Raw genomic sequence first — 25,480 nt, 5'->3', positions numbered from 1 at the left:
CCTTCTTCCTGGCTTCCCGCAGATTTTTCTCAGCCGCCCACCTGGACCCGCTCGATTCCCTCCAGGGCCTCTTTTACCAGACCCTCCACATCCAGGGGCTCCTCGATGGCCTCCACATCCTCCAGCCGGGGCCGGGTGCGGGGATGGCGGGGCGTGAACACGGTGCAGCAGTCCTCATAGGGCAGGATGGAGGTCTCGAAGGTGCCGATCTTCCGCGCGATGCGGACCGCCTCCTCCTTGTCCATCCCCACCAGGGGCCGGAAGATGGGAAGCGCGGTGACGGCCCCGGTGACGGCCATGGCGTCCATGGTCTGGGAGGCCACCTGTCCCAGGGATTCGCCGGTGACCACGGCGCGGCAGCCCGTGCGCCGGGCCACCCCCTCCGCGATGCGCATCATGAACCGGCGCATGAGGAGGGTGAAGTAGTCCTCCGGACAGGAGCGGCGCAGCTCCTCCTGGATGTGGGTGAAGGGCACCACATGGACCGTAAGGCGTCCGCACCAGGGGGTGAGCAGCTTGGCCAGCTCCAGCACCTTCTCCCTGGCCTCGGGGGAGGTGTAGGGGTAGGAGTAAAAGTGGACCATCTCCAGGGCCACACCCCGCTTGGCCATCATCCAGGAGGCCACCGGGGAGTCGATGCCGCCGGAGAGCAGACTGAGCGCCCGCCCGCTGGTCCCCACCGGCAGGCCGCCCGCCCCCGGCTCCGGGTCGGCATGGACGAAGGCGGCGTAATCCCGCACCTCCAGGTGGACGGTGAGCTCCGGCTGGTGGACGTCCACCTGCAGGTTGGGATAGAGGTCGTCCAGCTCCCCGCCCACCCACTGGGACAGGGCGATGGAGGTCATGGGGAAGGACTTGTCCGCCCGCTTGGACTCCACCTTGAACGTATGTGCGGCCGAGAGCTTGTCCCCCAGATAGCTCCGGGCGGTCTCCAGCATAGCCTCCCGGGTCTTTTCACAGGCTTTGGCCCGGGAGATCCCCACCACACCGAACACGTGCTTCATGGCCTCGTAGGCCGCGTCCATGTCGCAGGCGTCGCTGAGGGGCTCCACATAGGTGGTGGACTGGCGGGTGTACACCCGGAACTTGCCCAGCGGGCGCAGCCGCCGGGCGATGTTGGACTTGAGCTTGTCCTCAAAGGTGTGGCGGTTGGCGCCCTTGAGCACCAGCTCGCCCAGCTTGAGCAGGATCATTTCGGTCATAAATTTTGTCTAACTCCTTTCGGGCGGCGGGCGGGGACGGACAATGCCCTGTCACCGCCGCAAATAGCCGCTCTCCCGGTATTGGATGGCCTCGGCCAGGTGGTGGACCCGGATGCCGGGGCTCCCCTCCAGGTCCGCGATGGTCCGGGCCACCCGCAGGATGCGGTCATAGCTCCGTGCGGTCAGGCCCATGCGCTCATAGGCACCCTTCATCACGGCCCGGCAGTCCCCGTCCAGGGCGCAGCAGCGCTCCAGCTCGGCGGGCCCCATACGGGCGTTGCAGTCCGGGCCGTCGGGGCCGAAGCGCTCGGTCTGCCTGCGCCGGGCGGCGTCCACCCGGCGCTTGATCTCCGCCGAGGACTCCCCGGCGCTCTTTCGGGAGAGAGCCTCGTATTCCAGGGGAGGTACCTCCACATACAGGTCGATGCGGTCCAGCAGGGGGCCGGACAGCTTGCCCAGGTATTTTTCCACCTCTCCCGGCGAGCAGCGGCAGCGCCCGGAGGGGTGGCCGTACCAGCCGCACTTACAGGGATTCATGGCGCATACCAGCATGAAGCGGCTGGGAAACACCTCGGTCCCGGAGGCCCGGGAGATCTGGACCCGCCCGTCCTCCAGCGGCTGGCGCAGGGCCTCCAGCACGTCCTTGTGGAACTCCGGCAGCTCGTCCAGAAAGAGGACGCCGTTGTGGGCCAGGGAGATCTCCCCCGGCCGGGGCGCAGGCGCGCCGCCCCCCGCCATCCCCATGGCGGAGATGGTGTGGTGGGGCGCACGGAAGGGCCGCAGGGTCAGCATGGGCCGTTCTCTCCCCGTAAGGCCCATCACCGAGTGGACCGCGGTGGCCTCCAGGGCCTCCCGCCGGGTCATATCCGGCAGAATGGAGGGCAGGCGCCGGGCCAGCATGCTCTTGCCTGAGCCGGGCGGCCCCACCATGGCCAGGTTGTGTCCGCCCGCGGCGGCGATCTCCAGGCAGCGCTTCACCTGCTCCTGGCCCTTGACGTCGGCAAAATCCGGCGCGTCCCCATTCTCCGGCTCCGGCCTCCAGACCGGAGCGGGCGGGAGAGGGCGCTCTCCCCGGAGATGGGCCGTCAGGGCCTGCACATCCTCCACCGGATAGACCGTCATGCCCCCGGCCAGCGTGGCCTCCGGCGCCGAGTCCGCCGGCACAAAGAGGGTGCGGAGCCCCGCCGCCCGGGCCGCCAGCGCCATGGGCAGCATCCCCGCCACCGGCCGCACCTCCCCCGAGAGGGAGAGCTCCCCCACAAAGGCCGCATCCGCCGGCGGGGCGGGGAGCTGGCCCCCCGCGCACAGGATCCCCACCAGAATGGGCAGGTCATAGACCGTGCCCGCTTTTTTCCGGTCCGCCGGGGCCAGATTGACGGTGATGCGGGAGACCGGAAAGGTAAACCCGCAGTTTTTCACCGCCGCGCGCACCCGCTCCCGGGCCTCCCGCACCGCCGCGTCGGGCAGGCCCACAATGTCGAAATTGGGCAGCCCCCCGGAGAGATCGCACTCCGCGGCGACCAGATATCCTGTGACGCCGTGGAGTCCCAAGGAATTGAGTTTGCACAGCATGGCCCGCCCCTCTTTCCGGAACATTTCTCTTAACTATACCCTATTTTACAGGGGTTTTCAAGTTTAGAACTTCGTCATTTTTTCCGTTTCGCCAAATTGGAGGGGCCAATTTTGGTCTCATCGCCGAAAATCTTCGTTGGAAGTAAGATGCGGTTTACAAATGAAGCGAGGAGTGATACTATAAAGGGCGAAAAAATGGAGTTGTATCCATTTAAATAAGGAGGAAACAAAGCATGGCAAGGAAAAAGAAGTCCATGGACGGCAACACCGCCGCGGCGCATGTCTCCTATGCGTTCACGGAGGTTGCCGGTATCTACCCCATCACCCCCTCCAGCCCCATGGCCGATAATGTGGACCAGTGGGCCGCCGCAGGCCGCAAGAACATTTTCGGAGATCCCGTCCGGGTCATCGAGATGCAGTCCGAGGCCGGCGCCGCAGGCACCGTGCACGGCTCACTGAACGCCGGCGCCCTGACCACCACCTATACCGCCTCCCAGGGTCTGCTGCTGATGATCCCCAACATGTATAAGATCGCCGCCGAGCTGCTGCCCGCGGTGTTCCACGTCTCCGCTCGGACCGTGGCCACCCAGAGCCTGAACATCTTCGGCGACCATTCCGACGTTATGGCCTGCCGCCAGACCGGCTTTGCCATGCTGGCCGAGACCAACCCCCAGGAGGTCATGGACCTGGGCGCAGTGGCCCATCTGGCCGCCATCAAGGGCCGCGTCCCCTTCCTCAACTTCTTTGACGGCTTCCGCACCTCCCATGAGATCCAGAAGATCGACATCTGGGACTACGAGGATCTGAAGGACATGGTGGACATGGACGCCATCGAGGCCTTCCGCGCCCGTGCCCTGAACCCCGAGCACCCCACCATGCGCGGCTCCCACGAGAACGGCGATATCTTCTTCCAGCACCGCGAGGCCTGCAACCAGTACTACGAAGCCGTCCCCGAAATCGTGGAGGAGTACATGGGCAAGGTCAACGCCAAGCTGGGGACCAACTACCAGCTCTTCAACTACTACGGCGCGCCCGACGCCGACCGCGTCATCATCGCCATGGGCTCCATCTGCGACGTGGCCGAGGAGGTCATTGACTACCTCAACGCCCATGGTGAGAAGGTCGGCCTCGTGAAGGTCCGCCTGTACCGCCCCTTCCGCGCCGACAAGCTCTTGGCCGCCATCCCGGAGACCGCCAAGAAGATCGCCGTCCTGGACCGCACCAAGGAGCCCGGCTCTCAGGGCGAGCCCCTCTACATGGACGTGATCACCGCCTTTGCCAACGCCGGCCGTCAGGCCGTCATCACCGGCGGTCGCTACGGCCTGGGCTCCAAAGATACGCCTCCCCGCAGCGTCTTCGCCGTCTACGAGGACCTGGCCAAGGACGCGCCCAAGCACGAGTTCACCATCGGCATCGTGGACGACGTCACCAACCTCTCCCTGCCTGAGCACGACTGCCCCAACACCGCGGCGGCCGGCACCATCGAGTGCAAGTTCTGGGGCCTGGGCGGCGACGGCACCGTGGGCGCCAACAAAAACTCCATCAAGATCATCGGCGACCACACCGACAAGTATGTGCAGGCGTACTTCCAGTACGACTCCAAGAAGACCGGCGGCGTGACCATCAGCCACCTGCGCTTTGGCGACAAGCCCATCAAGAGCCCCTACTACATCAACAAGGCCGACTTTGTGGCCTGCCACGTGCCCGCCTACATCATCAAGGGCTTCCCCATGGTCCGCGACGTCAAGGACGGCGGCACCTTCCTCATCAACTGCCAGTGGAGCGATGAGGAGCTCGACAAGCACATGCCCGCCGTGGCCAAGCGCTACATCGCCGAGCACCACATCAACGTCTACACCATCGACGCCATCGACCTGGCCGCCAAGATCGGCATGGGCAAGCGCACCAACACCATCCTCCAGTCCGCCTTCTTCGCCCTGGCCAATGTCATGCCCCAGGACGAGGCCATCGGCTACATGAAGGACGCCGCCACCCACTCCTACCTGAAGAAGGGCCAGGACGTGGTGGATATGAACCATAAGGCCATCGATACCGGCGCCACCGCCTTCAAGAAGTTCAACGTCCCCGCCTCCTGGGCCACCGCCGCCGACGAGGTGAAGGAGGAGAAGCTGGAGGGTCGTGACTCCACCGTGAAGATGGTCACCGAGATCATGGAGCCTGTGGGCCGCATGGACGGCGACAGCCTCCCCGTCTCCGCCTTCTCCGACCACGTGGACGGCACCTTCGAGCAGGGCGCCGCCGCCTATGAGAAGCGCGGTGTGGCCGTCATGGTCCCCACCTGGAACGCCGACAAGTGCATCCAGTGCAACCAGTGCTCCTATGTCTGTCCCCACGCCACCATCCGTCCCTACGCGCTGACCGACGAGGAGGCCAAGAACGCCCCCGAGGCCGCCAAGATCGTGGACTTCAAGGCCGGCAAGGGCAAGGGCGTGTACAAGTTTTCCATCGCCGTGAGCCCCCTGGACTGCATGGGCTGCGGCGTCTGCGTGGGCGTGTGCCCGGTGAAGGCCCTGGAGATGGTTCCCCAGGAGTCCCAGGCCGAGCAGCAGCCTGTCTTTGATTACATGGTCGCCAAAGTCGCCGACAAGGACGACGTGGCCGACACCACCTCCGTCAAGGGCAGCCAGTTCAAGCAGCCCCTGCTGGAGTTCTCCGGCTCCTGCGCTGGCTGCGCCGAGACCAGCTACGCCCGTCTCATCACCCAGGTCTGCGGCGACCGGATGTACATCTCCAACGCCACCGGCTGCTCCTCCATCTGGGGCGGTCCCGCCGCCACCTCTCCCTACACCGTCAATAAGCAGGGCAGGGGTCCCGCGTGGGCCAACTCCCTCTTTGAGGACAACGCCGAGCACGGTCTGGGCTTCTACTATGGCCAGAAGGCCCTGCGTGACCGCCTGACCGAGCAGACCAAGGCTCTCCTCGCCATCGACTACGCCGACGAGGACATCAAGGCCGCCGGCCAGGAATGGCTGGATACCATGGCGGACGGCGTGGCCAACGCTGAGGCCACCAAGAAGTATGTGGCCGCCCTGGAGGCCATTGTCTCCCAGCGGGGCGACTGCGGCTGCGACGCCTGCAAGCTGGCCCGTGAGATTCTGGCCCGCAAGGAGTTCCTCGCCAAGAAGTCCATCTGGATCTTCGGCGGCGACGGCTGGGCTTACGACATCGGCTTCGGCGGTCTGGACCATGTGCTGGCCTCCGGCGAGGACGTGAACGTGATGGTCTTTGATACCGAGGTGTACTCCAACACCGGCGGTCAGGCCTCCAAGTCCACCAATGTGGGCGCTGTGGCCCAGTTTGCCGCCGCCGGCAAGACCATGCCCAAGAAGTCCCTGGCCGAAATCGCCATGAGCTACGGTTATGTGTATGTGGCCCAGGTGGCCATGGGCGCCAATCCCGCCCAGACCCTGAAGGCCATCACCGAGGCCGAGAACTACCACGGCCCCTCCCTCATCATCGGCTATGCCCCCTGTGAGATGCACTCCATCAAGGGCGGCATGACCAACTGCCAGAGCGAGATGAAGAAGGCCGTCGAGTGCGGCTACTGGAACATGTTCCGCTTTAACCCGGCTCTGAAGGCCGAGGGCAAGAGCCCCTTCACCCTGGACTCCAAGGCCCCCGCCGGCGGCTATCAGGAGTTCCTCATGAACGAGGCCCGCTACTCCGCTCTTACCCGCGCCTTCCCGGAACGCGCCGAGAAGCTCTTCCAGGAGAACGAGGCGTTGGCCAAGGCCCGTTACGAGCATCTGGTCAAGCTCCAGGAGCTCTACGCCTGATCCATTCCCAAAACCCATAAACGCATTTGAAAAGCGGCCCGGCAGGATTTCCCGCCGGGCCGCTTCGACTGCCGCGCAGCGGGCAGTCGAATGACTGTTTCGACGGTGTCGAAACAGTGCTTGACTGTACGTGAAAGTGGGGGCTCACCGCCCCCCTTTCACACTTTTCCCCCGGTGCTAATCCTGCGCGGCACCTCCTTTTCGAAAAGCCGAAGCGGCCCGGCGGGATTTCCGCCGGGCCGCTCTCTCTGCTCCTCTTCCGCGCCTATCGGCTGCCGCCCAGGGAGCGGTTGCCGGTGGAGCGGGGCTGTGTGCTGCTCCCCACTTCTCCGGAGCCCGTTCCGATCCCATAAGGACCCGCCGGAACGGTGCCCACCCCGGGAATATTCACCGTGGGGACGCTGATGCCCCCTCCGCTCTGTCCGGGACGCTGACCGGGCAGATAGAAGGTTACGAATTTCACCGAGAAGATATCACAGACCACAAAGGTCTGGCTGTTCTCTTCATAGAGGGTCATATAGCTGCGCCCCACATTGTACAGGATTCCCTCTTTCCGGGTCATGGCCTGGGTCCCCACCAGGAATTCGCACACCACGAAATTGCCCAGGTTGTCGGCCAGGATCTGCTGCATGGAGCCCCGCATGGCGTCGGTATTGAAGTCTTCTTCGGGAGGCGTCACCAGTCCGCCGTTTTCCTGGGCCCGGTTCAAGGCCATGTCACGCATCCCGTCGGGATAAAACTGATTCATAAAACCATTCTCCTCCATCATGAAAATTGGGGATCGCCGCCGGTCCTCTGCCGGCCCTTCCCCATGCTATGTATCCGCGTAAGCGTCGGTGGGGTTGTAGAAACAGTGGTTCCCAATGCGCACCATGAACTCCCCCACATTGGACGGGAAATTGGGCCGGCAGCTTGGACTGAAGGGGTTGAAATACCACAGGGCAAAGCCCAGGTTGGTCAGACGGTTCCCGGCTATGGCCCACTCCGCAATGTCGTAGTGGATGTCCTCCACGGACATGTTGTAAATATTCTGGGCGTTGTATTTGCCTCGAATGGTCTCCCGGGCACAGTCAAACTGGCCCATCTGGTAGATCACCTCTCTGATCGTCGCCAGCCTGCCGTACTCCCCGTAGTCCACATGGACCCGGTTCATCACCACGCAGGCCACGGCCTTCATCCCCTGTTCCCCCTCTCCCCCAGCTTCACACTGGACGATCCGTGCCAAAATCTCCAAATCTGTCATAACATTCCCCCCAAGGAAATCAAAACCTGTACACATCAGCAGGGCACGGCAGGCGGGCGTGGCTTTTCCGTTGGACAAGGCGATTGATGCCGCCATATTCCGTGTATGGCAAAGAAAATCAACGCGGTACGGCGGGAAGGCCCCGCCCCGATGCTGCGGAATGCTTGTCAGTACAGGTTCTCAGTCTGGTAGCGTGTCCTCCTCCTCCAGCGAGGCCTGGCACCGCTCCACAAAATCCAGGTCCTGATAGCGGAGCATGGCGGCCAGCAGCACAAATAAGGATGCCCACAGGTTGCTCCGTGCCGACCGCTTCGCCACACAGTCGCCGCCCTCTTCCGCCTCCTCCAGCGTACGCAGAGCCAGGCACAGGAAAAAGCCCAGCGCGCCGACGATGATGGCGGAGGCCTTGTGCCGGATGGGATAGATAGGGGGCAGTTGTCCGGCGGTCTCCGTCTCCCCCTGGATGGTGAGGCAGAGCCCCTTTCGCTGGAGGGACACCGACCAGAAGGAGAGCAGTGTGGCGGCAATGATCAGCAGTAAAAAAAACAGGGAATCGTCTACCACCCCAAGCTGTGCGCAGAGCGTCTTTTCCTGCTCCTCCTCCATCCTGCCGCCCTCCTCTTGAGAACTGCTTCATTCTATACAAATCCGCTGATCTTGGTGCACTTTTTCTCCCGCTCGGGAAAGAAAAAAGAGGTCCGGGCCGCTTCCATGCGGTCCGGACCTCTTTTGTTCTCCGTTGTTTTCAGCCCTGGCTGTCCCGGGCCCCGCCGAACTCGGTGAGGGTCAGGTCCTTGTTCTTGTCCTGGACCCAGTGGATGGACCACTGGGATGCGAACAGGAGGAGCTGGTTCCCCTTGTAGTCCTCCACCAGCTTTACGTCGGTGCCCAGAATGAGCTGCTCTTCCTTTATGGGCTCGCCGGTGTCGTTTTCGATCCAGCGCAGATATTCGTAGGGCAGTCCCTCCATATAGAGCTCCACCCCGTACTCGTTTTTGAGCCGGTACTCCAGCACGTCGAACTGGAGGGTACCCACCACGCCCACGATGACCTCCTCCATGCCGGTATAGGGGGTTTTGAAGATCTGAATGGCGCCCTCCTGGGCGATCTGCTCCATCCCCTTGAGAAACTGCTTGCGCTTCATGGTGTCCAGAGGTCGGACCCGCCGGAAGTGCTCAGGCGCAAAGGTGGGGATGGGGTCGAAGCGGAACTTCTTCCCCGGCGCGCACAGCGTGTCGCCAATGGAAAAGATCCCGGGGTCAAAGACGCCGATGATGTCTCCGGCGTAGGCCTCCTCAATGATCTCCCGCTCGGCGGCCATGAGCTGCTGGGGCCGGGAGAGCTTGATCTTCTTGCCGCCCTGAACGTGGTAGACCTCCCTGTCCGCGTCAAAGCGCCCGGAGACCACCCGCATAAAGGCGATACGGTCCCGGTGGGCCTTGTTCATATTGGCTTGGATCTTGAAGACGAAGGCGGAGAACTCGTCGTCCATGGAGTCCACGATCACCTCCCCCGCCTGGCGGGGCAGGGGCGGCGTGGTCATGCGGAGGAAGTCCTCCAGAAAGGGCTCCACGCCGAAATTGGTGAGGGCAGAGCCGAAGAACACGGGGGAGAGCTTTCCGTGGCGCACTCGCTCCATATCAAAGTCACAGGAAGCGCCGTCCAGCAGCTCAATGTCGTCCTGGAGCTGTGTGCGGAAGGCAGGGCCGATCAGGCCGTCCAGCTCCGGGTCGTCCAGGCCCACCTCTACCGCCGTGGCCTGCCTGGCGCCGCCGTTGGAGGTGAAGTGGATGATCTCCCGCTTGTTCCGGTCGTAGACGCCCTTGAAGTCCTTGCCGCAGCCGATGGGCCAGTTCACCGCATAGGTGTCGATCCCCAGCTCCTTCTCGATCTCCTCGCAGAGCTCAAAGGGGTCCCGGGCCTCCCGGTCCATCTTATTGATAAAGGTGAAGATGGGGATATCCCGCATCACACACACCTTGAAGAGCTTCCGGGTCTGGGCCTCCACGCCTTTGGCCGCGTCAATGACCATAACGGCCGAATCGGCGGCCATGAGGGTACGGTACGTGTCCTCAGAGAAGTCCTGGTGACCGGGGGTGTCCAAGATATTGATGCAGAAGCCCTCATACTGGAACTGCATGACCGAGGAGGTGACGGAGATGCCGCGCTGCTTTTCGATCTCCATCCAGTCGGAGGTGGCGGCGCGGCTGTTCTTTTTTCCCTTGACCACACCGGCCTGGGCGATGGCTCCGCCGTAGAGCAGGAACTTCTCGGTCAGGGTGGTCTTGCCGGCGTCGGGATGGGAGATGATGGCAAAGGTGCGGCGGCGTGAGATTTCGGATTCGTATTTGGACAAGGCAGCGGCCTCCTAGCGTTTTACAAGTCTTTTTATTGTAGCATACTCTCCCGCCGAATTGCAAGGAAAATGGACGTACCTCCGCCCAAAGCTCCACAAAACCCGCACCTTTTTTCACAGGCGGCGGCCAGGGAGGGCGGTCCGTCTCTCCGGCCCCATGGCCCCGGGCTTCTCTCATGCGGGCCTTCTCTTCAAGAGGGCTCCCGTCCAGAGATGCCGCATTTGTTGCTCTTGATAGTCCGAATTTTCGGAGCATTCTGCTGCTATTTTTCCGATATTTTGGACCATCTTTTTCTGGCGGCCGGGCCGCTGACGGCGCTTTTTCTTAGCGGGGCAGGGGCTGCGGCGTCCCGCCCTCTGGTTGGCATGAAATTTGCTTATTCTATAGGCGGTACCAAAAAGGAGGTCCGATCATATGATGGAAACCAAAAACGGCAGGCTCTTCTTCGATGGCTGTGACGTCACGGAGCTGGCCAAGAAATATGGAACCCCTCTGTACGTCTATTCCCAGACCGCCATAGAGCGCCGCTTCGACGAGCTGCGCCGGGACTTTCTGGACCGCTGGCCGGGAAGCCGGGTCGCCTATGCGGCCAAGGCCTTCTGTACCACCGGCATGTGCCGGCTGGTGGAGCGGGCCGGGATGTGCGTGGACGTGGTGTCCGGCGGCGAGCTCTACACCGCCCTGGCAGCCGGCTTCCCGCCCGAGCGTATCGAGTTCAACGGCAACAACAAGCTCCCCGGCGAGCTGGAGCTGGCCGTGGACCGGGGCGTGGGCCGGATCATCGTGGACGGGGCCCACGAGCTGGAGGCCATTGAAGCCCTCTGCGCCGCCAGAGGAAAGCGGATGAAGGTCCTCTACCGGGTGACTCCCGGCGTTAAGGCGGACAGCCATGACTACATCGTCACCGGCAAAAAGGACTCCAAGTTCGGCTTCCCCCTGGATGAGGATGTCATCTATCCCGCTGTGGAGCGGGCCGTCGCTGCGCCCCATGTGGACTTTCTGGGCTTTCACTTTCACATCGGCTCCCAGCTCTTCGACGCCTCCCCCTATCTCCAGGCGGTGGAGGCGGTGCTGGAGCTGGTCCGACAGGTCAGGGACCGCTTTGGCGTCCGCGTCTCAGAGCTCAACCTGGGGGGTGGATTCGGCATCACCTACACCACGGAGGAGCGCAGGCCCTACCGCTATTATCTGGACCCCATGCTGGAACGCATCGCCGCCTGCTTTGACGCGCTGGAGCTCCCCCGCCCCGCCGTGGTCATTGAGCCGGGCCGCAGCATCGTCGGGGACGCCGCTCTCTCCCTCTACACCGTGGGGGCCATCAAAGAGATCGCCGGCGTGCGCAAATATGTGGCGGTGGACGGCGGCATGACGGACAACATCCGTCCCGCCCTCTATCAGGCCGTCTATCGGGGCATCCTGGCCAACAAGGCGGACGCAGCGCCGGCCGAGACGGTCACCGTCTGCGGCAAGTGCTGTGAATCCGGGGATATCCTGCTCCGGGACGCGGCGCTCCCAGCAGCGGAAAGCGGCGACATTCTGGCCGTCCTCTCCACAGGCGCCTATGGCTATTCCATGGCCAGCAACTACAACAGCAACCCCATCCCCGCAGTGGTCCTGGTCAAGGACGGGCGGGATGAGCTGATGGTCCGGCGCCAGAGCTATGAGGATCTGATCCGGAATCAGATCATCCCGGCGTCGCTGAACAGTTGAGGGAGGCCGCAGCATGAGAACCCTGATCAAAAACGGCACCATTATCGATCCTGCCAACCATATTCATGCCAGGAACAACCTCCTCCTTCAGGACGGAAAGGTCTTGGCCACCGTGCAGGACGAGCCCGAGGCCGACGTTGTTCTGGACGCCGTCGGAAAATATGTCTGTCCTGGCTTCATCGACATCCACATGCACGAGGACCCCTATGATCCGGTCCGGGACCGCCTGATCCCCAGCATCATGACCTCCATGCTGAGGATGGGCGTCACCACCGCCATCGGCGGGAATTGCGGCATCAACACCGTCTCCCCGATCCGATACCTGGAGCTTATGGACCGGGACGGCGGGCCCGTCAACATGGGGCTGCTGGCTGGGCACACCTTTCTCCGGGAGCAGGCCGGACACCTGGACAAATATGCTCCTATCACCCCCGATGCGCTCCGCCGTCTCTCCGGACTGGCACAGGAGGCGCTGGAGGCGGGCTGCTTCGGCATCTCCTTCGGCATCCGCTATGTACCCGGCATCTCCATGGATGAGATGGTGGAGACGGCCCGCGGCTGCCGGAAGTCCGGCAAATTCATCGCTGCCCACGTCCGGGACGACGCGGCGTACATTTTCCGCGCGGTACAGGAACTGATCGACGTGGGACGGGCGCTGGATCTCCCGGTGCAGAATTCTCATGTGGGCAGCATGGGCGGCTTCGGTCAGATGGAGCGGCTGCTTGCCATGATGGACGCCTACCGGGCCAACGGTATGGATCTGTCCGGCGACTGTTATCCCTATTATGCCTTCAGCACCCGCATCGGAGAGACCACCTATGACGACGGTTTCCTGGAGCGGTATCAGACGGATTATTCCGTCATCGAGGTCTGCGAGGGCCCCTACAAGGGGCAGCGCTGCACGGAGGCCATTTTCCGGACGCTTCGCCGGGAGGCCCCCCGTACCATCACCGTCTGCCATGTGATGAAGCCGGAGGACGTGGACATGGCCCTCCTCCACCCCAACATCATGCTGGCCAGCGACGGCCTCATGGACAACGGCCAGGGACATCCCCGGGCAGCGGGCGCCTTTCCCCGTTTTGTGCGCAATTACGTCGGAAGCGGACGTCTCAGTCTGGACGAGGCAGTGTACAAAATGACCGCCATGCCCGCCGCCAAGCTGGGGCTCTCCCACAAAGGGAACCTCCGCAGCGGCGCCGATGCCGACGTGGTGGTGCTGGATCTGGACCGAATCGCGGACCGCGCTACCTTTGACCAGCCCAACGCCGGACCAGAGGGCTTTGACTACGTCCTCGTCGGAGGGGAGGTGGCTGTAGACCATGACCGGGTTGTCCGTTCTGACCTGGGCCGGGCATTGAGAAAGTGAGTTCTCCGAATTCATTAAATACTAGGAGGAGAGTCTTGTGGAATTTGGGTTTCTATCAATCTTGCCGCCGTTGTTGACTATTGTTTTGGCAATTATTACTAAAAATGTATTTATTTCTCTGTTTATTGGTGTATTCCTTGGCTTCTGCGTTATTGATGGTTTTCACATCATCTCTGCGCTTAATGCCACCCTTAATGGTTTTATCACCACATTCGAGAGCCACAGCAACACCATTGTTATTGCCTCCATTCTTATGATTGGCGCGTTAATCTATATCATTGAGCGCTCCGGCGGAATTGAAGGCTTTGTCGAAATTATGGTGCGAAAAAAAGGAGTTATCAGGTCTAAACGGGCCGCCAATATTTTTACTTGGCTAGTAGGCGTTCTAGTCTTTACCTCGGGCTCTCTTAGTTGTCTTGTTGTCGGCTCTGTTACTCGTCCAGTTAACGATGCCATGCGGGTCTCACATGAAAAATCAGCATTCTTGGTCCATGCCACTTCTACACCAGTTTGTGTGTTGCTCCCATTGAGCGGCTGGGGTGCCGCCATGATCGGTTACCTCACTTCCGGCGGCGTAGAGGAGTCCCGAGCAGCCACACTGTTGGTCCAATCCATACCATTAAACTTCTATTGTATGCTGGCTGTCCTCGGCTCTCTTTTACTCTGCCTGCTCCGCAAGGATTTTGGCCCTTTGAAAGCCGCTGAGCTGCGGGCTGACACCACTGGTGAATTGGATTCGCCCTCATCTGCTACTTCTTTAGACGAAGTGAGCGATGACAAAAGTTATTTGGATACCGACCGTCCTTTGGCCCGCAATATGCTCATTCCCATTGCTGTTCTCATCCTGGGCGTATTAGTTGTACTGACGGTCACTGGCAGTGGGAATCCTTTAGATGGTAACGGCATGAATGCCCTTCTGTGGGGCGTCTTCCTTGCTTTAGTTGCTTCCGGTATTCTGTGTATAACCCAAAAAATTTACAACCTATCACAGTTCATTGATGTGGCATTCAAAGGTGCGTCTGGCATGCTCTCCATCGCTATGATTTTAATTTTCGGCTTTACCATGGGAGGCGTGGTCTCCCAACTTGGCACCGGACTGTATCTTTGTTCCATCTTTGAGCAATTTCTTTCTCCCTCTCTCCTGCCCGTTCTTGTCTTTTTGATGGCCTGTCTTATTTCTTTTGCCACCGGTACTTCTATGGGTACTATGGCGATCACCTCGGTGATTTGCCTACCTATGGCTCTCCAGCTGGGCGTAGATATTCCTTTGGTGGCAGGTGCTGTATGGGGTGGTAGTATTTTCGGTGATCACTGCTCTCCCATTTCAGATACTACTATTATGACCTGTTCCACCACTGGGTGTAATATTATCGACCATATCAAAACACAGTTTCCTTATTGTCTCGCGTTTGCCGTTCTCTCTATTATCTTCTATCTATTTTTGGGCTTTATTATGTAATATCCTACCCCCTCCTTTCAGCGCTCCGCCCCGGCTTGTTGCCGGAGCGGAGCGTCTTTTTCCTCCGCACTTGTGCCGCGCCCTCCTTCGTCCTATAATGAAAGCACCTTAACACCGGAAAGGAGGCCCCCGATATGGAAAGCAAGCTGCTCGACACCATAACCGAAATCGTGGGTGAGGGCATCGTCTGCGTCAACGCGGGCGGGATCGTCACCCACTTCAACCGTAAGGCCAAGGAGATCACCGGCATCGTCCTGGAGGGCGGGCGCTCCCATCCCGCCGGCTCCATTCTCCCGGGAGACATTGTGCTCATCGCGGACAACATGCTGGGGGACGATGACGGCGGCATGACGCCGGAGGACCTCTCCCATCTGAATATCCGCGACCCGGAGCTCCGCCCCGGAGACGTGGTGCTGGCCGCCGGCGTTTATCACAGAGGAGGGTCCAAGCCCCTCTACCGCCGCTGCGGACCATACGCCATGCCCCAGGCGCTGTGTCTGGAGGGCCGCTGCGGCGGCCTGGAGGTGCGCCTTTCGGTGAGCCGGTACGAAAAGCTGCTGACCATCTCCGTCGGGGGCGAGCCCTACCACCTCCGGTATCTCCGCTCCATGGCCCACCTGGTGGTGGTGGACGGCGGGACCGGGAAGGTAAAATTTTATCAGGAAAAGGGCTGTACCATCCGTCACGAGGATCTGAAAGGACTCCTGGAGGGGGGAACTTTCCAGCCGAAAAATGACGGCACCACCGAGTTCAGCGTCATCGGCCGGGACTTTTTTGAGCTCTTTCAGCCCTGTGAGCTCACCCAGCGCATGGACCGCCTCCTCTCCGGCGGAGGCGGGGCCACGCTGGACGAGGAGCTCTACATCAACAAGCGTCTCATGCTCTGCTCCATTCTGCCGGTGCGGGAAGGAAATCATGTCCGCGGCGCCGTGCTCAAGCTTACCGACCTCTCCGAGCTGCACAAGCTGCTGGACCAGCGCAACGAGCTCATCACCAAGGTGGAGCAGGCCAGCCTCAACGTGGACAACCAGGCCATGCGGGTCCCGGCCAACGCCTTTCCCGACTTTGCAGGCAGCTCTCCCCCCATCCAGCGGGTCAAATATCTGGCCTTCAAGGCTGCCCAGGCCAGGTGCAACGTCATCATCACAGGGGAGAGCGGCACCGGCAAGTCCCAACTGGCCCGGGAGATTCACCGTCTCTCCCGGCCCGACGGCCCCTTCGTGGAGGTCAACTGCAGCTCCATCCCCAGGGACCTCTTTGAGAGCGAGCTCTTCGGCTATATGGGCGGAGCCTTTACCGGAGCCCTCTCCGGCGGAAAGCCGGGCTACTTTGAGCAGGCGGACGGCGGCACCATCTTCCTCGACGAGATCGGCGAGATCCCCATGAGCGCCCAGGTCAAGCTGCTCTACGCCATCCAGAACAAGCGGTTTTACCGCGTGGGTGCCACCAAGCCCACCAACGTGGACGTGCGTATCCTCTCCGCCACCAATCAGGACCTGTGGAAGGCCGTGCGCGAGGGCCGTTTCCGGGAGGATCTCTACTACCGGATCAACGTCTTTTCCCTGCGCATCCCGCCCCTGCGTGAGCGTATCTCGGACCTCTATCTCCTCAGCCGCAGTCTCACCGAGTCCGTCTGCGCCCAGTACGGCATCCCGCCCAAAAAGCTCTCCGGCTCGGCAGTGGAGAAGCTGCTCCAGCACACCTGGCCGGGCAATATCCGGGAGCTGGGCAACGTCATCGAGCGGGCGGTAGCGGTATGCGAGAGCAGCATCATCGGCCCTGAGGAGATCGAACTCTCCCCCGTGGGCGCGCGTCCGACGGAAGCCGCCCCCGTCCTCTCCGGTCCGCTGAAAGCCCAGCTGGAATACGCCGAGGAACAGGCGCTTCTCCGCGCTCTGGCGGCCGCAGAGGGCGACAAGCGCCGGGCCATGGAGCTGCTGGAGATGAAAAAGTCCAGCTTCTACGAACGTCTGCAACACTATGGGATCAAGTGACGTTTTTTCTCCTCATATTGACATATGTCAAAAATGGGAGTATGATATTTTCGACATATGTCAGGAACAAGAGGTGACGACATGTCCAGACCACCAAAATGCAGACGGGTATGCACCCTGCCCCGGTGCGGTGGGTTCCGCCCCATGGAGGACGCCCCCTGGAGCGGGACCGTGACCCTGGGAGTAGATGAATACGAGGTGATCCGCCTCATCGACCTGGAGGGCCTGACCCAGGAGCAGTGCGCCGCGCAGATGGAGGTGGCACGCACCACAGTAACCGGCATCTATCTCAGCGCCCGCCGCAAGCTGGCCCAGGCCCTGGTGGAGCGCAAGGCGCTGGCGGTGGCGGGGGGGCATTACCGCCTGTGTGACGGTGGGGAATGTCGCCGCCGGGGGCACGAATGCCCCAAAAAGCAGAAATTGGAGGCGTTTCATCGTGAAAATCGCAGTGACTTATGAGAATGGGACCGTGTTTCAGCACTTTGGCCACACGGAGCAGTTCAAGGTATACCAGGTGGAAGACGGCAGGGTGACAGGAACAGAGATCCTGGACACCAACGGCAGCGGACACGGCGCGCTGGCGGGCTTTCTGCGGGATGCCGGCGTGGAGGCCCTGATCTGCGGCGGCCTGGGTATGGGCGCCCGGAACGCACTGGCACAGGCGGGCGTCACCCTGTACGCCGGGGTCACCGGCGACGCGGACGCTGCGGTCCAGGCCCTGCTGGCGGACCGCCTGGCCTACGGTACCGAGGCCAACTGCAGCCATCATGACGGTGGCCATGATCACACGCACCACGGAGACTGCGCGTCCCACGACTGCGGCGGACACTGCGGCGCATGAAAAAAGGTCCGGGACCGGCATATGCCGGTCCCGGACCTTTTTCTCTCCCCGTTTCCGGCCTGTCAGGGGATGACAGGCCGGGCCATCCGTGGTACAATCAGGATAAATGCTTTGCTCTGATGAAGAGCGCACAACAAGGGGAGGCATGCTTATATGGAAGACCATCTGTTCACAAATGCCCATATCCTGGCCTGGCTCCAGTATTTTGCCGAGAATACCAGGGTGGACCTGGAAAAGGTAAAGCTGCTGGATATCACCAGAAAGAACAAAAACCTCATCCCCACAGTGGAGTCCCACTCCTCCGTGCTGGTATTCACTGAGGCGGGCCACCCGGATATCTTCTACCGCATGTGGGACGCGGGTCTGGGAGAATGCGACGTGTGGTACAACGAGGGTTCCGATCCCGCGGGTCCCATTCTCCACTCCAAGCTCAAGGATATGATCAACCGGGGGATCAACGCCTCCGCCGGTATGCTCATCCTCAACCCCAACGCCCGCTCCACCTATAAGATCGGCATGCGCAACTCCAGCTTCTCCCGGGGCTCCGTCCACTATGTGGGCAATGAGATCCGGGCGGTCATCCTCAGCAAGATGCACCTGGCCCAGGGAGATACGGTGTGCGTCATCTCCGGGGAATCCATCGCGGTGGAGTCGGCCATCCTCGCTTGTGAGGGCACTGTCATCGCGGTGGAGTACAGCCAGGGAGACCGCACCACCATGGAGGAGAATGTGCGGCAATTCGGCCTCAACAACATCGCCATCATCGATCACGTGGACGACGAAACGCTGGCAGCCCTGCCCGCCCCCTCACTGGCCTTCTTGGTGGCTTCCGCCAGCATGGAACAGGAACTCGCCTGCCTGCTGCGCCGCAACCCCCATATAGAATTCCTCATCTATACCCTGGATTTCCGCTGCGCGGCCACCCTGCCGGCCCTCTTTGAGCGCCTGGGCATCGGGGAGACCGAGGTGGTGCAGCTCTCGGTGTCCAAGCTCACGGCCAAAGGCACCTTCCAGACCGAGCCCGCCCCCTGGCTCATCTCCGGCAGGTCCTGAGTTTTTCTATTTTGTGTATTTTACCCATTGACAAATGTCCTTTCAGCCACTACAGTATATATAACAATTTAACGCATGAAAGATGATGATGGAGACAGTAGTGCCTCTCCGAGGATCTCAGAGAGCCGGCGGCAGGTGGGAAGCCGGTATCAGTAGGGCAGGCAGGAACATCACTCCGGAGTTGCGGCCCGAACCGCTTTGCCGCGAAGTAGGCGCCGACGGGATTCCCCGTTAGAGGAAGCGCATATGTCGGTATGCAGTAACGGGTGGTACAGCGATGGTGGTTTGATCCTCGTCCCTTTACAGGGGCGGGGATCTTTTTCGTCTGTGCCGGGCATACCGGAACAGAGGGAGGAAGGAACGTATGAGCAAGCAAATGACCGAGATCCGCTGGCATGGCCGGGGCGGGCAAGGGGCCAAGACCGCCTGCCTGCTGCTGGCCGACGCCGCCTTTTCCTCGGGCAAGTATGTCCAGGGCTTTCCGGAATACGGCCCCGAGCGCATGGGCGCCCCCATCACCGCCTATAACCGCATCAGCGACGTCCCCTGCACCATCCACTCCAACATCTATCAGCCAGACTACGTGGTGGTGGTGGACGAGTCCCTCCTCTCCTCGGTGGATGTCACCGCAGGGCTGAGCCAGGAGGGCGCCGTCCTCATCAATTCTCCCAAGGCCCCCGGTGCCCTGCGGCCCCTGCTGCGGGGTTATTCCGGCGGGGTGTACACCGTGGATGCCCGGCGCCTTTCCGAACAGTACCTGGGCGGCTATTTTCCCAACACCCCCATGCTCGCCGCCATCGTTCAGGTCAGCCGGGTGCTGGAGCCGGATCAGTTCGCGGCCGATATGGAGGCCAGCTTCCGGCACAAATTCGCCACCAAGCCCCAGGTCATCGAGGGCAACATGAAATGCCTGCTCCAATCCATGAAGGAGGTGCGCGCATGAACTTCCAGGCATCCAAAATCAACGAGCAGACTCCCTGGCAGGAGATGACTCCGGGCGGGGAGATCTACGAGGGCGGCACCGCAAAGGCAGTGCGCACCGGCGAGTGGCGCTCCGACGTGCCGGTCTGGGACCCGGCCAAATGCAAGCAGTGTCTGCTGTGCGCCCCCTTTTGTCCCGACTCCTCCATCCCCGTCTCCAATGGAAAGCGGGGCGCATTTGATCTGGACCACTGCAAGGGCTGCGGCATCTGCTGGAAGGTCTGCCCCTTCGGCGCCATCGCCTTTGAAAAGGAGGAGAAGTGATGAGTATCCGCGACCGCCTGTCGGGAAATGAGGCCATTGCCTGCGCCATGCGGCAGATCAACCCCGGCGTCTTTGCCGCCTTCCCCATCACCCCTTCCACCGAGATCCCCCAGTACTTCGCCCAGTATGTGGCCAACGGCCTGGTGGACACCGAGTACGTCACCGTGGAGTCGGAGCACTCCTCCATGTCCACCTGTATCGGAGCCCAGGCCGCCGGCGTTCGGGCCGTCACCGCCACGTCGTCCTGCGGTCTGGCGTACATGACGGAGATGCTGTATGTGGCCGCCTCTTCCCGCCTGCCCATCACCCTCGCCTGCGTCAACCGCGCCCTCACAGGCCCCATCAACATCAACAACGACCACTCCGACTCCATGGGTGCGCGGGACACCGGCTGGATCCAGCTCTATGCGGAGAACAACCAGGAGGCCTATGACAACTATCTCCAGGCCATGCGCATCGCCGAAACCCCGGATGTGCGCCTCCCGATCATGGTCTGCCAGGACGGCTTCATCACCTCCCACGCGGTGGAGAATATCCTGCTGGAGGCGGACGAGAAGGTCCGGGCCTTCGTGGGGGAGTATACGCCGGAGCGCCATCTGCTCCAGCACGGCAATCCCCTGGCCGTGGGCCCCTATGACACCTGTCCCTACTGTATGGAGCATAAGGTCCAGCAGGCCGAGGCCATGAAAAACGCCAAGCGGGCCGTGCTGGAGGTGGCCGCAGATTTTGCACGGACCTTCGGCCGGAAATACGGCCTCTTCGAGGCCTATGCGATGGAGGACGCCGAGGTGGCGCTGGTGCTCATCGGCTCCACCGCCGGCACGGCCAAGGCCTGTGTCCAGCGCCTGCGGGAGCGGGGCGTCAAGGCCGGGCTCCTCAAGTTGCGTGTGTTCCGCCCCTTCCCTATGGAGGAGATCGCCCAAGCCCTCTCCCATGTGAAGGCGGTGGCAGTCATGGACAAGAGCGAGGGTTATTCCGGCTGCGGCGGTCCCCTCTTTGCCGAGGTGCGCTCCGCCTGCTACGATCTGCCCAACCGCCCCCTCATGACCAACGTGGTCTACGGCCTGGGCGGACGCGACTGTGCGGTGGAGGACGTGGAGCGGGTCTACCGCCACCTGCTCCGGATGGCCGAAAGCGGCCAGGCCGGCCCCCGGTATCTCCACATGGGCCAGCGCAGCAGTGAACAGGAGGTGCTCTGAAATGGCGTACAATCACAAGCGCGAGCTTTCTAAGCCGGAGCGATTTGTCGGCGGACATCGGCTGTGCGCCGGCTGCGGGGCGGGCATCGTCTGCCGGGCCGTGACCCGCGCCCTGGACGAGGGAGACAGGGCGGTCATCTGCAACGCCACCGGCTGCCTGGAGGTGTCCTCCTTCCTCTACCCCTACACCGCCTGGGAGGACAGCTACATCCACTCCGCCTTTGAAAACGCCGCCGCCACCTGCGGCGGCGTGGAGGCCGCGTACCGCTTTCTCAAGCGCCGCGGCAGCGTCGAAGATTCCTTCAAGTTTCTGGCCATCGGCGGCGACGGAGGCACATATGACATCGGCTTCCAGTCCCTCTCCGGCGCCATGGAGCGGGGCCACGACATGGTATATTTCTGTTATGACAACGAGGCCTATATGAATACCGGCATCCAGCGCTCCTCCTCCACCCCCCGCTTTGCCAGCGCCACCACCACCCCGCCCGGCTCCGCCTCCAGCGGCAAGCCGCAGAACAAGAAGGACCTTACGGAGATCATGGCCGCACACCACATCCCCTATGTGGCCCAGACCACCTTTCTCACCAACTTCAAGGACCTCCATGAAAAGGCCCATCGGGCCATCTATACCCCCGGCCCCGCCTTTGTCAACATCATGTCACCCTGCCCCCGGGGCTGGCAGTACTCTCCCGAGCTGCTCCCCGAGCTGTGCCGCCTGGCGGTGGAGACCTGCGTGTGGCCCCTCTATGAAGTCATCGACGGCGTATGGCATCTGAGCTACGAGCCGAAAAGGAAGCTGCCCGTCACCGAGTTCATGCGTCTGCAGGGGCGATTCAAGCACTGCTTCCAGCCCGGCAGCGAGTGGACCCTGGAGGCCGCCCAGCGGTATGTGGATGAAAAATGGGAGGCCCTGCTCTCCCGTTGTGTATAAGCGCCGCCAAGGCGGCTTATCCTCTTTGGCAGCGCGGAGTCCCCGTTTCAGCCGCCTGCCTTTTGATGCGCTGAAGGCCCTGGAACCGTTGGTTCCAGGGCCTTTTTCCCGGAAGGAATCCCCCGCGCCGCCGTTTGCCGCAGCAAAAGCGCAGGTATGCGGCGATATTTTGCAGAGGAATAAGGGTCGTGTGCTGCAGGAGGTTCCGGGCCCCGCCCTGTACTGCTTACCGCTGGACCCGGCCGGAGCCGTCGCCGCCGGCGAGCTTTTCCACCTCAGCCAGCGTGACCCGATTGAAGTCCCCCTCGATGGAGTGCTTCAGCGCCGACGCCGCCACCGCGAATTCAATCGCCTCCCGGCTGTCCTTCCCGCTGAGCAGCGCGTAAATGAGCCCGCCGCCGAAGCTGTCGCCGCCGCCCACCCGGTCCACGATGTGCAGGTGGTACTCCTTGGAGAAACAGCACTCCTTTCCGTCATACAGCATGCCCGCCCAGTCGTTGTCGCTGGCGGAAATGGAGGTGCGCAGCGTGATGGCCACCTTCTCAAAGCCGAACCGGTCGGCGAGCTGCTTGGCCACGGACTGATATCCCTCTTTGTTCAGCTTGCCGCCGTAGATGTCGGTGTTTTCCGCCTCGATGCCGAAAACATCCTTGGCGTCCTCCTCGTTGGAAATGCAGACGTCCACATACCGGCAGAGCTCGGTCATCGCCGCGCGGGCCTGCTCCCGGCTCCACAGCTTTCCCCGATAGTTCAGGTCGCAGGAGACCTTCACACCGTGCCGCTTTGCCGCGGCACAGGCCTGCCTGCAAATTTCCACCAGGTTGGGGCCCAGGGCGGGCGTGATCCCGGTGAAGTGGAACCAGTCCGCGCCTTCAAAGATGGCGTCCCAGTCAAAGTCGGAGGGCTGCGCCTCCTGGATGGCCGAGTGGGCCCGGTCATAGATGCAAACGCTGCCCCGCTGGGAGGCGCCCTTCTCCAGGAAATAGATGCCCACGCGCTCCCCGCCGCGGACGATCCCGGAGGTGTCCACCCCCAGCCCCCGCAGCGCGTTCACCGCGCCCTGTCCGATGGCATGGGCGGGCAGCTTGGTGACAAAGGCGGCGTCCAGACCGTAGTTGGCGAGGGATACCGCCACATTCGCCTCTCCGCCGCCAAAGGTGGCCTGGAGCTGGTCGTCCTGGAAGAACCGATAGTATCCGTTGGGCGCCAGCCGCAGCATAATCTCTCCGAATGTTACCACACGCTTGCTCATAAGTGAGAGCCTCCTTATTTCTGTACCAGATGAATGGCAAAGCCGCCGAAGGTTCCGTCCAGATAGATGGCCTTGGTCCTTCCCTTGCCGTCGGTCTTTCGGGTCTCCTCCAGACACTTGACGCCCTGAAGGCCCAGATGATAGACCGCCCTGTCCACGCTGTTGGTGCCGATGGCGATGTGGCCGTGGACGCCGGGGCCGGGCGTCTTGGTGCACTCTGCCGCAGGCAGCGCCTGCACGGAGGAGTTGCCCATCTTATACTCGAATCCAAAGATGGCGCACAGCGTCCTGGCCGTCTGGTCCGCCTCCGCCTCGCTGCCGCAGTTGATGCCCACGTGATGCAGGGAGAACCCCAGCATGGTGCGCACGGCTTCCCGGGTCATGCGGGTGATCTCCTCCCACTTTTCTCCCTCGATGAGCTCCTTTTTCACCATCCAGGTGCCTCCGCAGGCCACGATCTGGTCAAAGGACAGGTAATCCATCAGATTCTTTGCGTTGACTCCGCCGGTAGGCATCCATTTCAGCGCCCGATAGGGGCCGGCGATGGCCTTCAGCTTGGCCACGCCCCCGTTCTGTTCGGCGGGGAAAAACTTTACCACCTCCAGGCCCATGGACATGGCCTGCTCCATCTCGCCGGGGGTGGCGGTGCCGGGCACCATCAGCGCCCCCTTGGAGAGGACATACTGCACGGTGTCCGGGTTGAATCCGGGGCTGACGATAAACTTGGCCCCGGCCTCCAGCGCCCGGTCCACCTGCTCATAGGTCAGGACAGTGCCCGCGCCCACCAGCATCTCGGGCACTTCCCGAACGATCGCCCGCATTGCCTCCTCCGCTGCGGCGGTGCGGAACGTCACCTCCGCCACGGGCAGGCCGCCAGCCACCAGGGCCTTCGCCAGCGGCACCGCCTTCTCAGCGTCGTCGATGGCGATCACGGGCACAATGCCGACGTTGGAAATTTGTTTCAGAATGGGGTCCATGCGCTCAACCTTCTTTTCTGCAAATTTAGAACCTGTATTCCTGAGACGGGCAGGGTCCCCGCAGCATGGCGGGAAAACCCCGCCTGGATGCCGCGGGACGGAGGTGCATACGGGCTCTTACACACGAAAAACACCGCACCCGGCGTCGAAACCAGCCGGCATGCCGGGACGCGCACGAATGCGGTGTGCTCTCTCTGTTACCGGTGGTCCTTTTGAATGGCCTCCCACAGGCCGCTGAGGTAGGCCACGCCCAGCGCCCGGTCGTACAAGCCGTAACCCGCCCGGCCCTGCTCATCCCAGATCATACGTCCGTGGTCGGGCCGGATATAGCCCTCGAAGCCGATGTCATAGTAGGCCTTCATGATCTCGTACAGGTCCAGGCTGCCGTCGGCGGAGAAGTGCGCCGCCTCCTCAAATTGGCCGGGCCCGGTAAACTTGATGTTGCGCACATGGCCGAAATGGATGCGCCCCCGGCTCCCGAATTCCCGCACCATGGCGGGGATATCGTTGCAGGGATTGGAGCCCATGGAGCCGGAGCACAGCGTCAGGCCGTTGCAGGGACTGTCCACCAGGGAGAGGATGCGCGTCACATTGTCCCGGTTGGTACAGATCCTTGGCAGGCCGAAAATATCCCAGGGGGGATCGTCCGGATGGATGGCCATTTTGACGTCGTACCGCTCACAGACCGGGATAACGGCCTCCAGGAAATAGCGCAGATTGCGGAAAAGGTCCTCATGGGAGACGCTCTGATACTGGGCGAAGAGGTGCTTGATCTCCGCCATGCGCTCCGGCTCCCACCCGGCCATCTCGAACTCGCCCGCCCCCTGCTGGATCCGGTCGGCAAAGTCCTGGGGATCGGTGATCTTGTCGATGACAGCCTGGTCATAGGCCAGTACGGTGGCCCCGTCGGCGCGTGGCTTGAACAGGTCGCTGCGGGTCCAGTCAAAGACCGGCATGAAATTGTAGCAGATGACCTTCACGCCCGCCTGTCCCAGCCGTTCAATGGTCTTGCAGTAATTGTCGATGTACTCGTCCCGGCCGGGCAGGCCCAGCTTGATATCCTCATGGACGTTGACGCTCTCGATGACCTCCAGCTCCAGCCCTGCGTCGTTGACCTCCTGCTTCAGGGCCTGGATGCGCTCGGTGGGCCACAGGGCCCCGGCGGGCATGTCCATCAGGGAGCTCACCACACCGCTCATATTGGGGATCTGTTTGATATAACGCAGCGGTATGGGGTCCATCTGGCTCCCGTACCAGCGAAATGTCATCTTCATGGATGATC

General features: G+C 62.0%; 21 protein-coding genes. 12 read left to right on the top strand and 9 right to left on the bottom strand.

Going from position 1 to position 25,480, the window contains the following annotated elements:
• Nucleotides 1–29: 29 nt before the first annotated feature.
• The gene (gene thiI, locus SRB521_RS01165) at nt 30–1,202 is read right to left on the bottom strand and encodes a tRNA uracil 4-sulfurtransferase ThiI (RefSeq protein ID WP_075705093.1); all 1,173 of its coding nucleotides are present in this window, start codon (nt 1,200–1,202) and stop codon (nt 30–32) included.
• Between the two features lie 51 nt (nt 1,203–1,253).
• Nucleotides 1,254–2,774, bottom strand: coding sequence for a YifB family Mg chelatase-like AAA ATPase (locus SRB521_RS01160; RefSeq protein WP_116721527.1), 1,521 nt, complete (start codon nt 2,772–2,774; stop codon nt 1,254–1,256).
• A 233-nt stretch (nt 2,775–3,007) separates the two neighbouring features.
• Here SRB521_RS01160 and nifJ point away from each other — a divergent pair, with 233 nt between their 5' ends.
• Complete coding sequence (gene nifJ, locus SRB521_RS01155; RefSeq protein ID WP_116721528.1) at nt 3,008–6,571, top strand: pyruvate:ferredoxin (flavodoxin) oxidoreductase; 3,564 nt, start codon at nt 3,008–3,010, stop codon at nt 6,569–6,571.
• A 265-nt stretch (nt 6,572–6,836) separates the two neighbouring features.
• On the opposite strand, the gene SRB521_RS01150 is transcribed toward nifJ, so the two are convergent.
• The 4 genes from SRB521_RS01150 to SRB521_RS01135 all read right to left on the bottom strand — a co-directional run bounded on the left by SRB521_RS01150 (nt 6,837) and on the right by SRB521_RS01135 (nt 10,170).
• Complete coding sequence (locus SRB521_RS01150) at nt 6,837–7,319, bottom strand: hypothetical protein (protein ID WP_116721529.1); 483 nt, start codon at nt 7,317–7,319, stop codon at nt 6,837–6,839.
• A gap of 66 nt (nt 7,320–7,385) precedes the next feature.
• Entirely contained in the window at nt 7,386–7,814 is a 429-nt protein-coding gene (locus tag SRB521_RS01145; RefSeq protein ID WP_116721530.1) for a cell wall hydrolase, read from the bottom strand.
• Between the two features lie 180 nt (nt 7,815–7,994).
• The gene (locus tag SRB521_RS01140) at nt 7,995–8,420 is read right to left on the bottom strand and encodes a hypothetical protein (protein WP_075705089.1); all 426 of its coding nucleotides are present in this window, start codon (nt 8,418–8,420) and stop codon (nt 7,995–7,997) included.
• A 139-nt stretch (nt 8,421–8,559) separates the two neighbouring features.
• The gene (locus SRB521_RS01135; protein WP_033118456.1) at nt 8,560–10,170 is read right to left on the bottom strand and encodes a peptide chain release factor 3; all 1,611 of its coding nucleotides are present in this window, start codon (nt 10,168–10,170) and stop codon (nt 8,560–8,562) included.
• Nucleotides 10,171–10,585: 415 nt separating this feature from the next.
• Between SRB521_RS01135 and lysA the strand changes: the two genes are divergently transcribed.
• The 11 genes from lysA to SRB521_RS01080 all read left to right on the top strand — a co-directional run bounded on the left by lysA (nt 10,586) and on the right by SRB521_RS01080 (nt 21,969).
• Nucleotides 10,586–11,881: a diaminopimelate decarboxylase gene (gene lysA / locus SRB521_RS01130; protein ID WP_058116892.1), complete on the top strand. Its 1,296-nt coding sequence runs from the start codon at nt 10,586–10,588 to the stop codon at nt 11,879–11,881.
• Between the two features lie 13 nt (nt 11,882–11,894).
• Nucleotides 11,895–13,247, top strand: coding sequence for an N-acyl-D-amino-acid deacylase family protein (locus SRB521_RS01125; RefSeq protein WP_116721531.1), 1,353 nt, complete (start codon nt 11,895–11,897; stop codon nt 13,245–13,247).
• A gap of 37 nt (nt 13,248–13,284) precedes the next feature.
• A complete protein-coding gene (locus tag SRB521_RS01120) occupies nt 13,285–14,706 on the top strand; it encodes a Na+/H+ antiporter NhaC family protein (protein WP_033118459.1) in 1,422 nt (473 codons plus the stop codon).
• A gap of 134 nt (nt 14,707–14,840) precedes the next feature.
• On the top strand, nt 14,841–16,700 hold the full coding sequence (locus tag SRB521_RS01115) for a sigma-54 interaction domain-containing protein (protein WP_116721532.1): 1,860 nt from the start codon (nt 14,841–14,843) through the stop codon (nt 16,698–16,700).
• Nucleotides 16,701–16,781: 81 nt separating this feature from the next.
• A complete protein-coding gene (locus SRB521_RS01110; protein ID WP_116721533.1) occupies nt 16,782–17,159 on the top strand; it encodes a DUF134 domain-containing protein in 378 nt (125 codons plus the stop codon).
• Nucleotides 17,137–17,541, top strand: a complete 405-nt coding sequence (locus SRB521_RS01105; protein ID WP_075705086.1) for a NifB/NifX family molybdenum-iron cluster-binding protein — start codon at nt 17,137–17,139, stop codon at nt 17,539–17,541. The genes SRB521_RS01110 and SRB521_RS01105 overlap by 23 nt, the downstream gene beginning before the upstream one ends.
• A gap of 153 nt (nt 17,542–17,694) precedes the next feature.
• Nucleotides 17,695–18,594 (top strand): precorrin-6B methylase, encoded by a 900-nt coding sequence (locus SRB521_RS01100; protein WP_075705085.1) that lies wholly within the window; start codon nt 17,695–17,697, stop codon nt 18,592–18,594.
• Nucleotides 18,595–18,958: 364 nt separating this feature from the next.
• Nucleotides 18,959–19,537, top strand: a complete 579-nt coding sequence (locus SRB521_RS01095) for a 2-oxoacid:acceptor oxidoreductase family protein (RefSeq protein ID WP_075705084.1) — start codon at nt 18,959–18,961, stop codon at nt 19,535–19,537.
• Complete coding sequence (locus tag SRB521_RS01090) at nt 19,534–19,839, top strand: 4Fe-4S binding protein (RefSeq protein WP_033118464.1); 306 nt, start codon at nt 19,534–19,536, stop codon at nt 19,837–19,839. The genes SRB521_RS01095 and SRB521_RS01090 overlap by 4 nt, the downstream gene beginning before the upstream one ends.
• Nucleotides 19,839–21,038: a pyruvate ferredoxin oxidoreductase gene (porA, locus tag SRB521_RS01085; protein WP_116721534.1), complete on the top strand. Its 1,200-nt coding sequence runs from the start codon at nt 19,839–19,841 to the stop codon at nt 21,036–21,038. Before SRB521_RS01090 ends, porA begins: the two co-directional genes overlap by 1 nt.
• A 1-nt stretch (nt 21,039) precedes the next feature.
• Entirely contained in the window at nt 21,040–21,969 is a 930-nt protein-coding gene (locus tag SRB521_RS01080) for a thiamine pyrophosphate-dependent enzyme (protein ID WP_075705082.1), read from the top strand.
• A gap of 226 nt (nt 21,970–22,195) precedes the next feature.
• Here the strand turns inward: SRB521_RS01080 and SRB521_RS01075 are convergent, their stop codons facing one another.
• The 3 genes from SRB521_RS01075 to uxuA form a co-directional block, all read right to left on the bottom strand.
• Nucleotides 22,196–23,221 carry a sugar kinase gene (locus SRB521_RS01075; RefSeq protein WP_075705081.1) on the bottom strand — a complete coding sequence of 342 codons (1,026 nt, stop codon included), beginning with the start codon at nt 23,219–23,221 and terminating at the stop codon, nt 22,196–22,198.
• 14 nt (nt 23,222–23,235) lie between these two features.
• Nucleotides 23,236–24,198, bottom strand: coding sequence for a bifunctional 4-hydroxy-2-oxoglutarate aldolase/2-dehydro-3-deoxy-phosphogluconate aldolase (gene eda / locus SRB521_RS01070; protein ID WP_116721535.1), 963 nt, complete (start codon nt 24,196–24,198; stop codon nt 23,236–23,238).
• Between the two features lie 197 nt (nt 24,199–24,395).
• A complete protein-coding gene (uxuA, locus tag SRB521_RS01065) occupies nt 24,396–25,472 on the bottom strand; it encodes a mannonate dehydratase (RefSeq protein WP_033118469.1) in 1,077 nt (358 codons plus the stop codon).
• Nucleotides 25,473–25,480: the final 8 nt, after the last annotated feature.

Source organism: Intestinimonas butyriciproducens, assembly GCF_004154955.1.
GTDB lineage: Bacteria > Bacillota > Clostridia > Oscillospirales > Oscillospiraceae > Intestinimonas > Intestinimonas butyriciproducens.
This window is presented reverse-complemented; position numbering and strand designations above follow the sequence as displayed.

Coding starts and splice junctions, on each gene's coding strand:
- thiI (WP_075705093.1), bottom strand. CDS start 1,202: ATGACCGAAATGATCCTGCTCAAGCTGGGCGAGCTGGTGCTCAAGGGC.
- SRB521_RS01160 (WP_116721527.1), bottom strand. CDS start 2,774: ATGCTGTGCAAACTCAATTCCTTGGGACTCCACGGCGTCACAGGATAT.
- nifJ (WP_116721528.1), top strand. CDS start 3,008: ATGGCAAGGAAAAAGAAGTCCATGGACGGCAACACCGCCGCGGCGCAT.
- SRB521_RS01150 (WP_116721529.1), bottom strand. CDS start 7,319: ATGAATCAGTTTTATCCCGACGGGATGCGTGACATGGCCTTGAACCGG.
- SRB521_RS01145 (WP_116721530.1), bottom strand. CDS start 7,814: ATGACAGATTTGGAGATTTTGGCACGGATCGTCCAGTGTGAAGCTGGG.
- SRB521_RS01140 (WP_075705089.1), bottom strand. CDS start 8,420: ATGGAGGAGGAGCAGGAAAAGACGCTCTGCGCACAGCTTGGGGTGGTA.
- lysA (WP_058116892.1), top strand. CDS start 10,586: ATGATGGAAACCAAAAACGGCAGGCTCTTCTTCGATGGCTGTGACGTC.
- SRB521_RS01125 (WP_116721531.1), top strand. CDS start 11,895: ATGAGAACCCTGATCAAAAACGGCACCATTATCGATCCTGCCAACCAT.
- SRB521_RS01115 (WP_116721532.1), top strand. CDS start 14,841: ATGGAAAGCAAGCTGCTCGACACCATAACCGAAATCGTGGGTGAGGGC.
- SRB521_RS01110 (WP_116721533.1), top strand. CDS start 16,782: ATGTCCAGACCACCAAAATGCAGACGGGTATGCACCCTGCCCCGGTGC.
- SRB521_RS01100 (WP_075705085.1), top strand. CDS start 17,695: ATGGAAGACCATCTGTTCACAAATGCCCATATCCTGGCCTGGCTCCAG.
- SRB521_RS01095 (WP_075705084.1), top strand. CDS start 18,959: ATGAGCAAGCAAATGACCGAGATCCGCTGGCATGGCCGGGGCGGGCAA.
- SRB521_RS01090 (WP_033118464.1), top strand. CDS start 19,534: ATGAACTTCCAGGCATCCAAAATCAACGAGCAGACTCCCTGGCAGGAG.
- porA (WP_116721534.1), top strand. CDS start 19,839: ATGAGTATCCGCGACCGCCTGTCGGGAAATGAGGCCATTGCCTGCGCC.
- SRB521_RS01080 (WP_075705082.1), top strand. CDS start 21,040: ATGGCGTACAATCACAAGCGCGAGCTTTCTAAGCCGGAGCGATTTGTC.
- SRB521_RS01075 (WP_075705081.1), bottom strand. CDS start 23,221: ATGAGCAAGCGTGTGGTAACATTCGGAGAGATTATGCTGCGGCTGGCG.
- eda (WP_116721535.1), bottom strand. CDS start 24,198: ATGGACCCCATTCTGAAACAAATTTCCAACGTCGGCATTGTGCCCGTG.
- uxuA (WP_033118469.1), bottom strand. CDS start 25,472: ATGAAGATGACATTTCGCTGGTACGGGAGCCAGATGGACCCCATACCG.